The 14,633-nt window shown below is 68.0% G+C and carries 13 protein-coding genes; 1 reads left to right on the plus strand and 12 read right to left on the minus strand.

From position 1 onward, the window contains the following. Window positions 1-3: 3 nt before the first annotated feature. The 11 genes from ABFK29_RS05015 to ABFK29_RS05065 form a co-directional block, all read right to left on the minus strand. The gene (locus ABFK29_RS05015; RefSeq protein ID WP_005855278.1) at window positions 4-1,077 is read right to left on the minus strand and encodes a BMP family ABC transporter substrate-binding protein; all 1,074 of its coding nucleotides are present in this window, start codon (window positions 1,075-1,077) and stop codon (window positions 4-6) included. Window positions 1,078-1,160: 83 nt separating this feature from the next. After that, window positions 1,161-2,084, minus strand: coding sequence for an ABC transporter permease (locus tag ABFK29_RS05020; RefSeq protein ID WP_005855280.1), 924 nt, complete (start codon window positions 2,082-2,084; stop codon window positions 1,161-1,163). Then, window positions 2,075-2,410, minus strand: coding sequence for a hypothetical protein (locus ABFK29_RS05025; RefSeq protein ID WP_005855281.1), 336 nt, complete (start codon window positions 2,408-2,410; stop codon window positions 2,075-2,077). Before ABFK29_RS05025 ends, ABFK29_RS05020 begins: the two co-directional genes overlap by 10 nt. After that, window positions 2,407-3,492, minus strand: a complete 1,086-nt coding sequence (locus ABFK29_RS05030) for an ABC transporter permease (RefSeq protein WP_005855283.1) — start codon at window positions 3,490-3,492, stop codon at window positions 2,407-2,409. Before ABFK29_RS05030 ends, ABFK29_RS05025 begins: the two co-directional genes overlap by 4 nt. Window positions 3,493-3,540: 48 nt before the next feature. Continuing rightward, on the minus strand, window positions 3,541-5,064 hold the full coding sequence (locus ABFK29_RS05035) for an ABC transporter ATP-binding protein (protein ID WP_005855284.1): 1,524 nt from the start codon (window positions 5,062-5,064) through the stop codon (window positions 3,541-3,543). Next, window positions 5,031-5,975 (minus strand): xanthine dehydrogenase accessory protein XdhC, encoded by a 945-nt coding sequence (xdhC, locus tag ABFK29_RS05040; RefSeq protein WP_005855285.1) that lies wholly within the window; start codon window positions 5,973-5,975, stop codon window positions 5,031-5,033. Before xdhC ends, ABFK29_RS05035 begins: the two co-directional genes overlap by 34 nt. Then, the gene (xdhB, locus tag ABFK29_RS05045; protein ID WP_347100158.1) at window positions 5,972-8,422 is read right to left on the minus strand and encodes a xanthine dehydrogenase molybdopterin binding subunit; all 2,451 of its coding nucleotides are present in this window, start codon (window positions 8,420-8,422) and stop codon (window positions 5,972-5,974) included. Before xdhB ends, xdhC begins: the two co-directional genes overlap by 4 nt. A gap of 124 nt (window positions 8,423-8,546) precedes the next feature. Next, entirely contained in the window at window positions 8,547-9,905 is a 1,359-nt protein-coding gene (locus tag ABFK29_RS05050) for a xanthine dehydrogenase small subunit (RefSeq protein WP_005855290.1), read from the minus strand. A gap of 378 nt (window positions 9,906-10,283) precedes the next feature. After that, complete coding sequence (locus ABFK29_RS05055) at window positions 10,284-10,739, minus strand: SRPBCC family protein (protein WP_005855291.1); 456 nt, start codon at window positions 10,737-10,739, stop codon at window positions 10,284-10,286. Continuing rightward, window positions 10,736-11,068, minus strand: a complete 333-nt coding sequence (locus ABFK29_RS05060) for an ArsR/SmtB family transcription factor (protein ID WP_005855293.1) — start codon at window positions 11,066-11,068, stop codon at window positions 10,736-10,738. The genes ABFK29_RS05055 and ABFK29_RS05060 overlap by 4 nt, the downstream gene beginning before the upstream one ends. An 82-nt stretch (window positions 11,069-11,150) precedes the next feature. Beyond that, window positions 11,151-11,750, minus strand: a complete 600-nt coding sequence (locus tag ABFK29_RS05065; RefSeq protein ID WP_005855295.1) for a MarR family winged helix-turn-helix transcriptional regulator — start codon at window positions 11,748-11,750, stop codon at window positions 11,151-11,153. Between the two features lie 176 nt (window positions 11,751-11,926). Between ABFK29_RS05065 and ABFK29_RS05070 the strand changes: the two genes are divergently transcribed. Further along, window positions 11,927-13,435 (plus strand): MDR family MFS transporter, encoded by a 1,509-nt coding sequence (locus ABFK29_RS05070; protein WP_005855296.1) that lies wholly within the window; start codon window positions 11,927-11,929, stop codon window positions 13,433-13,435. Window positions 13,436-13,623: 188 nt separating this feature from the next. Here ABFK29_RS05070 and ABFK29_RS05075 read toward each other — a convergent pair whose 3' ends face one another. Further along, entirely contained in the window at window positions 13,624-14,520 is an 897-nt protein-coding gene (locus ABFK29_RS05075) for a hypothetical protein (RefSeq protein WP_005855298.1), read from the minus strand. Window positions 14,521-14,633: the final 113 nt, after the last annotated feature.

Genomic DNA, 14,633 nt, shown 5'->3' on the forward strand with positions numbered 1-14,633 from the left:
CGCTTACTGCGGGATTTCCGCGTCGATGCCTTCGACATAGAAGTTGAGGCCCGCGAGGTCGCCGTCGGAGGCGGTTTCGCCTTCGGCCAGCCAGACGGAGCCGTCGGCCTTGTTCAGCGGACCGGTGAAGGGGTGGTACTCGCCAGAGGCGATGCTTTCCTTCAGGGCCAGCGCTTCGGCCTTCACGTCTTCGGGCACGGCGTCGGTGATTTCGCCGATGCCGACCATGCCTGCGCCGATGCCGTCCCAGGTGTTGTCCGATTCCCAGGTGCCGTCCATGACTGCCTGGATGCGGTCGATGTAGTAGGGCGCCCAGTTGTCGATGATCGAGGAGACGCGCGGTGTCGGTGCGTATTCGATCATGTCGGAGGCCTGGCCGAAGGTGATGACGTCACCGGCTTCCTGCGCGGCGGCCTGCGGCGCGGTGGAATCGGTGTGCTGGAGGATCACGTCGGCGCCGTTCTCGATCAGCGCGCGGGCGGCGTCGGCCTCTTTCGCCGGATCGAACCACGTGTAGGCCCAGATGATCGAGAACTCGACATCGGGGTTCACCTTCTTGGCGTGGATGTAGGCGGAGTTGATGCCGCGGATGACCTCGGGGATCGGGAAGGAGGCGATGTAGCCGATCTTGTTGGTCTTGGTCATCTTGCCCGCGATATGGCCCTGGATCGCGCGGCCTTCGTAGAAGCGGGCGGAGTAGACACCGACGTTGTCGGCGGTCTTGTAGCCGGTGGCGTGCTCGAACTTCACGTTCGGGAACTTCTCGGCCACGGCCATGGTCGGGTCCATGTAGCCGAAGGACGTGGTAAAGATGATGTCGGCGCCGGACAGGGCCATCTGGGTGATCGCGCGTTCGGCGTCGGCGCCTTCGGGCACGCTTTCCTGGAAGATGGTCTTCACCTTGTCGCCGAAGTGCTCTTCGACGGCGAGGCGGCCCTGGTTGTGTTCGTAGGTCCAGCCGCCGTCACCGACGGGGCCCACGTAGATGAAACCGGCGGTCACCGGGTCCTGTGCAAAGGCGGCCTGTCCGAGCGTAAGCGCGAGTGCGGCGGTGGTCAGCAGGGTTCTGCGGTTCATGTTTCAACTCCCTTGGTTGTCTTTTGGGCGGTGTGTTGTTGAACGGTGGTTCCGGGGCGGGGCCCGGTGTCTTTGGCCTTGGGTCAGGTGGTCGCGTGGAACGGCCGCCCGAGCGAGGCCGGCGCGCCATGATGGCCGCGCGCGGAGATGATGACCAGCACGAGGATCGTGACGATGAACGGCGAGGCCGAGAGCAGCGCGACGGGCACGTTGGCGCCGGCGGCCTGCAGGTTCAGTTGCAGCACGTTGATCCCGCCGAAGAGGTAGGCGCCGATCAGCACGCGGCCCGGACGCCAGGAGGCGAAGACCACGATGGCAAGTGCGATCCAGCCGATCCCGGCGGTCATGCCCTCGGTCCATTGCGGGACGCGGACGAGCGAGATGTACGCGCCGCCGAGGCCCGCGCAGGCGCCGCCGAAGAAGATCGCGGCCAGCCGGATCAGCACGACCTTGTAGCCGAGCGCGTGGGCGCTGTCGTGGCTTTCGCCGACGGCGCGCAGGATCAGCCCGGCGCGGGTGAACTTGAGGAAGGCCCAGACGCCGAGCACCAGCAGCAGCGAGAGGTAGACCATGATGTCGTGGCTGAAGAGCATCCGGCCGACGACCGGCAGGTCCGACAGCACGGGAATGTCGAGCTTGGGGGTCGGCGGGGACTTCATGCCTTCGTAGGACTTGCCCACCAGCGACGACACGCCCAGCCCGATCATCCACAGCCCGAGGCCGGTGGCCACCTGGTTCGACAGCAGGAACTGCGTCAGGAGGCCGAACGCCATGGAGAAGATCGCCGAGGCGATGGCGGCGGCGAGGAAGCCGAGGAACGGCGAGCCGGTGCTGACGGCGGTGGCAAAGCCGGTGACGGCGCCGATGATCATCATGCCCTCGACGCCGAGGTTCAGGACGCCGGCCTTTTCCACGACCATCTCTCCGATGGCGGCCAGCAGGATCGGCGTGGCCGAGACCATGATGGAGGCCACGAGGAGGATCGGGTTGATGCTGCTCAGGTCCATTGCGCTTGCCTCGTCATGGTTTCACCGGCGGTCGGGCCGCCCAGGGGCAGGGCCGGACATGCGGCCTGAAGGATGGACAGGTCTCGCGGTGTCTTGCGGGGCCGCTTCCCCGTCTCGTTGATCGCACCGGCCCAATGGCGGCACGCCAGAGGCGTGAGCGCCGTCAGGAGGCCGAGCCCCCTGCATGATCCGGCGGCGAGGATGGAGTGGATCGCCGAAGCCGGGCCAAGGAGGCCGATGAGTGACGTGACCCGGACGCGTGCAAAGGCCGCGACGAAGGCCGCAATGGCTGCATGGCCAAGGGGTACGGCGGGGGACCCTGTCATGCCACCCCCTTCACGCCGAAGCGCAGCCGGTAGTTGATGAACACGTCCGTGCCCAGCAGGAAGAACAGGAGCATCCCCTGGAAAAGCTGGATGGACGCGCCCGGGAGGCCCAGCATCAATTGCGCCAGTTCGCCGCCGATATAGGTCAGCGCCATCAGCAGCCCTGCCAGCAGGATGCCGATGGGGTTCAGCCGCCCGAGGAACGCCACGATGATCGCGGTGAAGCCGTAGCCGGAGTTGAAGTCGATGCTGATCTGGCCCGCGGGGCCGGACACCTCGAACAGCCCGGCCATGCCCGCCAGCAGCCCCGAGAGGCCAAGGCACAACAGCACGATCCGCGCCGGGTTCACGCCCGAGAAGCGCGCCGCCCGGGGCGCCTCGCCGGTCAGGCGGACCTGAAAGCCCAGCATGTGACGCGACAGCATGACGTAGGCAAAGATCACCGCGATCAGCGCCGCGACCACGCCCCAGTGGGCACCGGTGCCCGCGAAGATCTCGGCATTGTGGGCGGCGTCCCATTGTTTCAGGTTGCGCGAGCCGGGAAAGCCCATGCCTTCTGGATTGCGCAGAAGGCCGGTGGAGACAGAGCCGAGGATGGTCTCGGCCACGTAGACCAGCATGAGCGAGACGAGGATCTCGTTGGTGCCGAGCGTGGTGCGCAGGATCGCCGGGATCATCGCCCAGGCCCAGCCGCCAAGCGCGCCGGCAATGATCATCAGCGGGAAAATCAGCGGGCTTTCGGACGGGTAGAAGGCAAGGCCCGCCGCCGCGCCGCAGATCGCGCCCATGATGTACTGGCCTTCGGCGCCGATGTTCCAGATCCCGGCCTTGAAGCCGATCGACAGGCCGATGGCGATCAGGATCAGCGGCGCAGCCTTCACCAGAAGCTGCGGGCGGGAATAGGCGGCGAACTGCGGGTGGAAAAGCGGGTCCCAGAACAGCGTGCGGATCGCCTCGAACGGGTTGGCGCCCAATGCGGCAAACAGCGCGGCCCCGGCGATCATGGTCAGCAGCACCGCGATCACCGGCGTCAGCGCGGACCAGAGGCGGGACGGCTGCGGGCGTTTCTCCAGCCGGATCATGCGGCGGCTCCGGCGGAGGGCAGGGCCGTCCGGGCGGGGGTCTGCGGGTCAGGCGTGCACATGGGCCACCTCCATGTCGTGTGCGCCGCCCATCATCAGGCCGATCTTCTCGGTATCGAGGTCGGAGACGGGACGCGTGGCGGAAAGGCGGCCTTCGTTCAGGGCGCCGAAACGGTCGGAGATTTCCATCAGCTCGCCAAGGTCCTGGCTGATGACGACGACGGCGCCGCCCCGGGCCGCCACGTCGAGGATCGACTGCCGGATAAACGCGGCGGCGGCGGCGTCGACGCCCCATGTCGGCTGGTTGAGGATCAGCACATCGGGGTTCTGCGCGATCTCGCGACCGACAACGAATTTCTGCAGGTTCCCGCCGGACAGCGCCCGGGCGGCGGTGCCGGGGCCGGGGGTGCGCACGTCGAAATGGCTGATGACCTCCTCGGCGAAGGTCTGCGTCTTCGACCAGTTGATGAAGCCGCTCTTCACCAGACCCTTGCGCAGGGCGGCGGTGAGCACGGCGTTCTCCGTCAGGCTCATGTCGGGGGCCGCGGCGTGGCCCAGGCGTTCCTCCGGTCCGGTCAGCAGCCCTTCGGCGCGGCGGAAGGCGGGACCCTGGCGGGCCACGTCCTGTCCTTTCAGGAACAGCGTGCCGGGGGCCGAGAGCCGTTCGCCCGACAGCGCCATCAGCAGTTCGTCCTGGCCGTTGCCCGCGACGCCGCCGATGCCCAGCACCTCGCCGCCGCGGACCTCGAAGGTCACGCCCCTGAGCGGCGTGCCGAAGGCGCCGGGGGCGGGCAGGGACAGGTCGCGCGCCTCAAGCAGCACGTCGCCCTTTTCGGTGGCGCGGGATTCGGGCGTGGCGAAGGTGGTGCCGACCATCATCTCGGCCAGTTCGCGGGCGGTGGTGTCGGCGGGCGTGCATGTGTCGACCAGCTTGCCCCGGCGCAGGATCGTCGCGGTATCGCAGAGCGCGCGGATCTCTTCCAGCTTGTGCGAGATATAGAGGATCGAGGTGCCTTCGGATTTCAGTTGCCGCAGGGTGTCGAACAGGATGTCCACCTCCTGCGGGGTCAGCACCGACGTGGGTTCGTCCATGATCAGCAGGCGCGGATCCTGAAGCAGGCAGCGGATGATCTCGACCCGTTGGCGTTCGCCTGCGGACAGCGTGCCGACCGTGCGCGACGGGTCGAGCGGCAGGCCGTAGGTTTCCGAGACCTCGCGGATCTGCCGGGCGAGATCGCCCATGGGTGGCGGGGTTTCCATCCCGAGCGCCACGTTCTCCGCCACGTTCAGCGCGTCGAAGAGGGAGAAGTGCTGAAAGACCATGGCGACGCCGCCCTGCCGTGCCTCGGACGGTTTGGCGGGCCGGTAGGGATTGCCGTCGAGCGTCATGGTCCCGCTGTCGGGTTTGACCAGCCCGTAGATCATCTTGACCAGCGTCGACTTGCCCGCGCCGTTTTCGCCCAGCAGGGCGTGAATCTCGGAGCGGCCGATGTCGAAGGACACGTCGCTGTTGGCGATCACGCCGGGGTAGGCCTTCGTCAGGCCGTCGATGCGGAGGAGGGGATCGTCCACTGTTGATCTTTCTCACTGTCGAGGCGGAGTATCTGCGCGGCAACGCCGATGGCAATGGCCTGCGGGTGCTTGCCAAGGGCTTTGTGCCCGATCGGACAGCAGATGCGGCCTATTTGGGCATCGGTGTGGCCGAGATCGCGCAGGCGGCGGGTGAAGCGGGCGCGCTTGGTGTCCGACCCGATCAGCCCGCAAAAGGCAAAGCGATGCGACAGGGCGGCGTGGCACAACGCGAGGTCGAGCGCATGGCTGTAGGTCAGGATCAGGTGGTGCGCGTCGGGCGGTGCGTGGCGCATCAGGCGCTGCGGATCGGGATCGGGGAGGGTCGTGACGCCTGCGGGTATGGCCTCCGGGAAGCGGTCGGGCGCGGTGTCGATCCAGGTGATCGCCACGTCGGGCAGGGGGGACAGGGTGGCGACCAGCGCCCGGCCGACGTGGCCCGCGCCCCAGATCCACAGGGGGCGGCGCGGCGGGGTCATGGGTTCGACCATCCAGTCGCCCAGCAGCTGCGGCGCGGGGGCCTCGCCTTGCGCGCGGGCGCGATCCGTGAGGCGGCGGACCGGCAGCGGCGCCTCGCCGGGGCCGCGCGCATAGACGGCGGCGGGATGGGGCAGCGTGTCGGCGGTGAAGTGCTCGGTCAGCAGGGTCACGGCGCCGCCGCAGCACTGGCCAAGCGCGGGGCCGAGCGGATGGCGGCTGAGACCCGTGCGGGAGAGGGCGTGTTGCGCCGCCTCCAGCTCAAGCGCGCCGCCGCCGATGGTGCCGTCCTGCCCGAAACCCTCCGGAGTGGCCCAGACCAGCATGGCGGCGCCAGTTTCGCGCGGGGTGGAGCCTTGCGTCGCCGCCACCACGACCCGCGCGACCCGGCCATGTGCGGCGCAGGCGCGGGCGAGGACGTCGCGGTCGAAGCTCATGCGCCGTCCTCGCCGCGCACCCGGCGCACCGCCATCAGCAGCCGTTCCGGCGTGGCGGGCGCGTCGAGCGCGGGATAGTTCGGGCCGCAGAAGCTGAGCGCGTCCGACAGCGCGAGGAAGTTGGAGATGCCCAGCATCAGGGGCGGCTCGCCCACCGCCTTCGAGCGGTAGATCGTCGGCTTCACGTTGCGCCCGTCCCAGAGCGCCACGTTGAACACGTCGGGCCGATCGGAGCAGGCGGGGATCTTGTAGGTCGAGGGCGCGTGGGTCCTGAGGCGGCCCTCGTCGTCCCAGACCAGCTCTTCGGTCGTGAGCCAGCCCGCGCCCTGCACGTAGCCGCCTTCCACCTGTCCGATGTCGATGGCCGGGTTCAGGGAACTGCCCGCATCGTGCAGGATGTCGGTGCGCAGGGTGCGGTTCTCGCCGGTCAGCGTGTCGAGCACGACCTCGGTGCAGGCGACGCCATAGGCGAAATAGTAGAACGGGCGGCCCTGACCCTTCACCCGGTCCCAGGAGATGTCGGGCGTGGCATAGAAGCCGGTGGCGGACAGCCCGACGCGGCCCTGGTAACACTGCGCGGCGGCTTCGGCGAAGGTCAGCCGCGTGTCGCCCACGGTCACATGGCCGTCGGCGAAGGTGACCTTTTCGGCCTGGGCGTCGTGCAGGCGGGCCAGGTGCGCGGCCATGGCATTGCGCAGCTTGGCGCAGGCATTGGCGACGGCGGCGCCGTTCAGGTCGGAGCCGGAGGAGGCGGCGGTGGCCGAGGTGTTCGGCACCTTGGCGGTGTCGGTGGCCGTGATGCGCACGGCGGACATGGGCACGCCGAGGATCGTCGCGGCCACCTGCGCCACCTTCTGGAACAGGCCCTGACCCATCTCCGTCCCGCCGTGGTTCAGTGCGATGGAGCCGTCCTGATACACATGCACCAGCGCGCCGGCCTGATTGAGGTGCGTCAGCGTGAAGGAAATGCCGAACTTCACCGGAGTGAGCGCGATGCCTTTCTGCAGGATCGGGTTCTGGGCGTTCCATTCCTCGATCGCGGCGCGGCGGTCGTGGTAGTCGCATGAGGCGACCAGCGCCTCGGTCATTTCGTGCAGCAGGAAATCCTCGACCGGCTGGCCGTAGGGCGTCGTCTGCACACCTTCGGGCGCGGGCGGGGCTTCGCCTTCGGGGCCTGCCTGCGTGTCCCCGCGCGAGGTGTGTTCGACGGACGGATCGGGGGCGTGGTGCTGTCCGTGATCGGTGGAGATGTCCTCTGGCCGGCCCGGCGCGGTGACGGCGGGCGCTTCGGCCGCGTCCACGGGCGCGGCGGCGTAGTAGTTGGCCTGCCGGACCGCCAGAGGGTCCAGACCCAGCGAATGGGCGATGTGGTCCATCACCCGTTCGATGCCGACCATGCCCTGCGGGCCGCCGAAACCGCGGAAGGCGGTGGCGGACTGGGTGTTGGTCTTCAGCCGGTGGCTTTCGATGCGGACGGCGGGCAGGTGGTAGGCGTTGTCGGCGTGCAGCATCGCCCGGTCGGCGACGGGCAGCGACAGGTCCTGCGCCCAGCCACAGCGGGCGTATTGCAGGAACTCGATGCCCTGGACCCGGCCCGCGTCGTCGAAGCCCACACGGTAGTCGATGCGGAAATCGTGGCGCTTGCCGGTGATGGTGAAATCGTCGTCCCGGTCGTAGCGCATCTTGGCCGGGCGGCCCGTCGCCGCGGCCACGACGGCGCAGGCGATGGCCAGCGCGTTGCCCTGGCTTTCCTTGCCGCCGAAGCCGCCGCCCATGCGCCGCGTTTCCACCCGGACCTTGTGCATGTTCAGGTGGAGCGCGTGGGCGACCTTGTGCTGGATCTCCGTCGGGTGCTGGGTGGAGGAGATGACGTGCATGTCGCCGTCTTCCAGCGGGATGGCGGCGGCGGCCTGGCCTTCGAGGTAAAAGTGTTCCTGCCCGCCGATCTCGATCACGCCGTGCAACGCGTGCGGGGCGGTTCCGATGGCCGCCGAGGCGCCGCCCTTGGACCAGATCACCGGCCCGCCCTCGAAGCGGCTGTCGGCGGCGAGGGCATCGTCGACGGTGAGGATCGGCGCCTCTTCCTCGGTCTCGATCCCGGCCAGGCGGGCGGCGCGGCGGGCGGCGAGGTGGCTGGTCGCCGCCACCAGGAAGAGCGGCTGGCCGAGATAGTGGATCGTGCCGTCGGACAGCATCGGCTCGTCGTGGTTGGAGGGCGAGCAGTCGCAGTCCGACGGCAGGTCGGCATGGGCCCAGACGCCCACCACCCCCGGCGCGGCGCGCACCGGATCGAGGTCGAGCGCGGTCAGCGTGCCGCGCGCGATGGGCGACAGCCCGAAGGCCAGGTGCAGCGCGCCTTTGGGCAGCGGGATGTCGTCGGTGTAACGGGCCTGCCCGGTGACGTGCAGGTGTGCGGTGTCATGTGGCAGCGGAGCGCGGACGGTCATGGTGCGGTGCCCCCCGGCAGGCTGCCGTGACAGGAAGAGTGAGTATTTGGAAAGCAGAGAAACAGGGGCGCGCGCCCGGAATGGCGGCCGGATTGGCGGCGGGGGGCGCGGTTCGGTGCACGGGTCATGGCGTCACCTTCAGCACGTCGGTCTTCGCGCCGATCTGGTCGAGGTACACACGGGAGAGCATGTTGCAGGCGGCGGTGATGCGGTAGTCGGCGGAGGCGCGCATGTCGGACATCGGCTGGAAGTCCGCCTCCCAGGCGTCCCATGCCTCGATCAGGGTCTGGTCGTCCCAGGGCTGGCCGGTGATCGCCTGTTCGACGTGGGTCGCACGTTTCGGCGTGGCCGCCATGCCGCCGAAGGCGATGCGGGCGTCGGAGACGATGCCGTCCTCGACGGTGATGTTGAAGGCGCCGCAGACGGCGGAAATGTCCTGGTCGAAACGTTTCGACAGCTTGTAGACGCGCAGCCGGTCGGGCTGGCGGGGGATGGATATCGCTTCGACGAATTCGCCGGGGCGGCGGTCCTGCTTGCCGTAGGCGATGAAGAAGTCTTCGAGCAGGATCTGCCGGGCGCCGTCCCGGTGGCGCAGGTGCAGCGTGGCCCCCAGTGCGATCAGGGCGGGCGGGTTGTCGCCGATGGGCGAGCCGTTGGCGACATTGCCGCCGATGGTCGCGGCGTTGCGCACCTGGGCGGAGCCGTAGCGGCGGATCATCTCGGCGTAGCTGGGGTGGTGGTCGGCCATCAGGTCGCGCACGCGGTCCATGGTGACGCCGGCGCCGATGGTGATGGTGTCATCCGTGACTTCGATCTGCTGGAGGTCGGTGCAGCGGTTGAGGAAGATCAGCGGCTGCGGCCGTTTCAGCGCCTTCGTCACCCAGAGGCCGACGTCGGTGGCGCCCGCCACCAGCGTGGCGTCGGGGTGCGCGGCGCAGAGGTCGGCCAGCGCGTCGGCGGTTTCGGGCGCGTACTCCTGCGGTGCGGCGTCGGGCGGGGTGTCCGTCATGTGGCCGGGAACGTCGGCAGAGGTGGCGGCGCGGGCGGCCCGGACGATGGGCGCGTAGCCGGTGCAGCGGCACAGGTTGCCCGCCAGCGCGTCGTCATGGGCGTCGTCGCCGTTCAGGTGCGCCACCGCCATGGAGACGATGAAGCCCGGCGTGCAGAAGCCGCATTGCGAGCCATGCAGTTCGACCATCGCTTCCTGCACCGGGTGCAGCGTGCCGTCGGGGGCGGCGATGCCTTCGACGGTGCGCACCGCCTTGCCGTGAAGCTGCGGCAGGAACAGGATGCAGGCGTTCAGCGCGCGGGCGCCGCGGTTGTCGGTCACCATGACGGTGCAGGCGCCGCAGTCGCCTTCGTTGCACCCTTCCTTGGTGCCGGTCAGGCCGCGTTCCTCGCGCAGCCAGTCGAGAAGCGTCGCCGTCGGGGAGACGTCCACGAGGCGCACGCTCTCTCCGTTCAGAAGAAAGGTGATGTCCATTCAGAAAGCCCGCCGCCTTACCTTTTTGCCCCGCCGTTCCCGACGGAGTGTGCGCCCTCGATGCGGCGTAGAAAGCGCACAATTGTCCCTCTTGAGCTCAAGCTAGGCGGGCGAAAACCGGCTTGGCAAGGGGTTTTTGCCTTTTATTGCGCCATGCGCGCGCGAGGTGCCTGTTTGCAAGGCTGCGCTTCCCGCCAGCCCCGGGGGGCGGCAACGGCATGCTGTCCAGCGTTGATTTAACTCAGCTTATAGTTGCTGTCGTTCGGTTGGCATGGCCGGTGTCGGGCTGTCGGATACCGCGCTGTCGCGGGCCGGGTCGACGCTTTGGCCGCCGCCAGATGGATGTGGCGACGGCGGTACACAGGTCTTCGGTGCCTGTCAGGCGTTGGCGGGGGCGGTCGCGACACGCACGAGCGTATCGAGCGCGCCGCTCCAGCCCTGCGTGTAGTCTTCGAACAGCTCGGGTCCGGCGAAGCTGGCGATCTGGAGCGTCACGGTCAGATGTGTCCCGCCGTCCCGCGCCGCGATGTCGTGGGTGCAGAGCGATGCCGACAGGAGGTCCCCGCCGATGATCAGCGACTCCGTCGACACGAGGCACTCGGGATCGACGCGGTGGAAGGCGGTGTGCGTCTCGAACTCCGGCGCTTCCTTCGGGCCGCAGCGGGTCTTTTCATGGCCGCCGGGTCGGCAGTCGAAGGCGTCGATGATGACAACCGCAGTGTCGGAGGGCGCGCCCCATGCCTCGCGCCCGTCCTTCGTCGTCAGGAGCCGGAACAGCCGGTCGGGGGCGCAGGCGATCTGCCGTTCCAGCGTCATGGTGGTGAAGTCCGTCATTCTCTGTCCTCCTGTTCGAGACGTTCCGCAAGAAGGGCCAGCCGGTCGAGCCGCCCCTCCCAGATGTTGCGCTGGCGGATGAGCCAGTCTTCGGCGGCGGCCAGCGGTGCCGGTTCGATGTGGACCATGCGGGTGCGCCCGGTCTTGATCGAGCGTACGATGCCCGCCGCCTCCAGCTTGTTGAGGTGCTTGAGGAAGGAGGGCAGGGCCATGTCGTGACCGTCGTGCAGGTCGGAGACGGCGGCCGGTCCGCGCGCCAGCCGTTCGATCACGGCCCGGCGGGTCGGATCGGAGAGCGCGGCGAAAAAGGAATCGAGATGCTGAGCCATATGGATAGGTATCCACTTGGATAACTATTAGTCAAACGGAAAGTTAGCCAACCGGAAAGGTTTCCCCGGAAGGCTTGAGGGATCAGGTCTTGTCGGAGAGGTCGGAAAGCCCGTCGCGCAGGATGGCGATTTCGTCGGCCACGGGGCCGGAGGGGCAGGCGGCGCTTTCGGACCACGCGCTGAACCGGGCGAGAAGCGGCAGGAAGGTCGCGATCTCGTCGCGGGTCCAGTCCTGCAGGTAGCTGCCCAGCACGAGGAACTTGTAGTTGCGCACGGCATCGACGATTCGCACGCCATGGTCTGTCAGTTCCAGCACGGTGCGGCGGGCGTCGGCCTGGCTGACGGCGCGTTTCAGCATGCCGCGCCCGATCAGGTCCGAGGTCATCCGGCTGGCGCGCGACGGGTCGATGTTGAGCCGCTGGGCGACGGTGGAGACCATCGTCTCGGACCGGTCCTCGTCGCCGAATTCGTTGGCGGGCGCCGAGACGGCCATCAGCACGTCGAGCTGCGCGAGGTCGATGGGCAGGCCCAGTTCGTCGAGCGCCCGGTAGCCCAGTTCGCGCTTGAAGACCCGGCGGCGCCAGACCTGCAGGACGGCATCAATGTCCAGCGCGGCCTGAGTGTGGTCGGCGTCGACGCCGGCGCGGGCCAGCTTCTGCTTGAGGATCTCGTCTCGGTTCATGGGCTCCACATAGCATGTGCGTTTTTGCTTGTCCCGACGAAATGCATGACGTTGACATGTATCTGCAATCGGCACATATTGATATTCAAATCCAGACCGCCCGTACTTGTCCCGTTCCGCCTTCACGGAGCGGGGCACCGGGCGGTTTCAGCGTTGATATCGTGGGAAGCCGTGAAATGTCACTTACCGAAACATCTGCCCATTACGAGGAGGCGCCCGAAAATGTCGCGGTGCGGCTCGTTCTGGGCGCCGTGGCGGCGACGCTTCTGTTCGCCTCGCTGGGGCAGACCATCGTCTCGACCGCCTTGCCGATCATGGTCGCCGATCTTGGCGGCATGGACCACCTGACGTGGGTCATAACCGCCTATCTGCTGGCGTCGACCATCGCCGCGCCGCTGGCGGGCAAGCTGGGCGACATGTACGGGCGCAAGCTGGTGTTGCAGTCCGGGATCATCGTCTTCACCGTCGGCGCCGTGATCTGCGGCGTGGCGATGAACATGGGCATGGTCATCGGCGGGCGCGCCGTGCAGGGGTTCGGTGCGGGCACCCTGATCGTCACCTCCATGGCGACGGTGGGCGACCTGCTGCCGCCGCGTCAGCGCGGTATGGCGCAGGGTCTGATGGGCGCGGCCTTTGGCGTATCGACGGTGATCGGGCCGCTTCTGGGCGGCTTCATCGTGCAGCACTGGTCTTGGCACTGGATCTTCTTCGTGAACCTGCCGGTCGGTCTGCTGGCCTTCGTTATCCTCGGCATGGCCCTGCCGCGCCGCGACGACCTGACGAAGCGCAAGGTCGACTATGTGGGCGCGGCGCTGCTGGCCTCGCTGCTGGCGGCCGTCGTGCTGTTGCCCAACGCGGCACAGACCGCGGGTGGCTGGGGCAGCCCCGCCGTGCTGGTGCTGATCACGTTTGGCGTGCTGACAACGGTGGGGTTTGTGGTGGCCGAGAACCGCGCCGATGAGCCGATCCTGCCGATGAGCCTGTTCCGCAACAACACCTTCGTGGTGGTGAACGCCGTGGGCTTCCTTGTCGGTACGGCCATGTTCGGCACGATCACCTTCCTGCCGCTGTTTCTTCAGGTGGTGAAGGGCGTATCGCCCACCGGGTCGGGCCTGTTCCTTGTGCCCATGATGGGCGGGCTGATCTTCGCCTCGACCATGGCGGGGCGCGTGATGTCGAAGACCGGGAAGTACAAGTTGATGCCGATGGCCTCGACCGGGCTGCTGGCGCTGGCGATGCTGGTGCTGACCACCATCGGCACGGACAGCCCGCTGTGGCTGATCGGCGGCGCGATGGTGCTGGTGGGGCTTGGCCTCGGACCGGTGTTTTCCGTCGGTGTCGCAGCGATCCAGAACGCGATCCCGAAGTCGCTGATGGGCGTGGGCACGGCCTCGGCCAACATGTTCCGTCTGATCGGCGGCGCGCTGGGAACGGCTGCCTTCGGGGCGGTGTTCAGTGCGGGGCTTGCGCGCAACCTTGCGGGGCAGGTGCCGGGCGCCGGAGAAGGCGGCCTGCGGTCCATCGGGGCGGATATGGTGCAAAGCCTGTCGCCCGAGCTGCAGGCGCGTGTCATGGACGGCTTCAGCGCCGCGCTGCACCCGGTCTTCTGGATTGCGACGGCTGCGGCGGTCCTGGCCTGCGTGATGTCCATGCTGTTGAAGGAATTGCCGCTGGCGGGCGAATGAGCCTGCCGCGGTCAAGGGTGTCTCCCCCGCCCGCGTCAGGTTTACGCGGGATTGCCGGTTCCCGAGTCCTCTCGGGGCCGGCCTTTTTTTCAGGTTTCATGCGGATGGCTGGCGGATGGCAGGGCGGCGCGACCGCGACCACGTTCGTCTGCATCGGGGCCGACGAGGGGCCAGCCGCGCCCTGGGGCTCAGGCCTTGAGGAAATCCGCGATGCGGGACACCGCTGTCTTCACGCTCAGGATCGAGTTGTGGCCGCCATGCGGGAAGACCGCGACCGTGGCGGTCGGTGTCAGGGACTCAAGCTTCTGCACGTCGCACACGGGTGCGGCCCAGTCGTCCCTTGCGTGGACCGCCAGCAGGTGCTCGGTCCGTTCGGCGGCGATGGGGTGCCAGGGCAACGACAGGTGGAAGGGCGCGCCAAGTTCGCTGACCCGGTCGACAAAGAGGTCCAGGCAGCGCCCGGACAGGCCATATTGCTCACCGCCGTTGCGCACCAGCCGCACGAGGTCGAGCGGCGTGGATACCAGCACGACGCGGTCGCAGTGCAGTCCGCCGTCGAGCGCAAACAGCGCGGCGTTGGAACTGACGCAATGCGCGACCATCCCGTCGTAGGGGCCGTGTGCCTCCCAGGAGCGGTGGATCGCTTCGGTGATGTCGCGCATGGAACAGACGGTCTGCGCCTTGTGCATGTGACCGGGCAGCACGGTGACGTCGACCGAAAGACCGGTCTTGTCCAGCGCCCGCAGCAGGCGGGTGAACTGGCGGTAATGGCCGTCGTGACCCGGCACCACCAGCACGCGGCGCGCGCCGGGGTGGTGGCTGTGGCGCATGATCGCCATGTCGTCGCCCACCGGCAGGATCTCGAACCGGTGGCGGCCCTTCTCGGCGAGTTCGTCGATGAAGCCGTGGCTCGAACTGAGATACCGTTCCGCCAGCACGTTCGCCGTGCGCACCGGCGCGATGGCCGCCGCCGTGACAAGTGCCAGACGTTTCAAACGCGCCTTCAACGTGTCGGGGGGGGCGGGATCGAATTCGGCCTCTTGTTGCGCAAGCGCTGCGCTGGAGAGTTCGGTGGCGTCGTTCATGGCTAAGAAACGCTGGGCTTTCTGGGCTTACGGGACCTACGGGCGATGTACACGAAACTCAAACTGCCGCCCAATAAAGGCATGAGTGGGGCCGCATTGTTGGTTATTTGCGG

This window comes from Sagittula stellata E-37, from assembly GCF_039724765.1.
Classification (GTDB): Bacteria; Pseudomonadota; Alphaproteobacteria; order Rhodobacterales; family Rhodobacteraceae; genus Sagittula; species Sagittula stellata.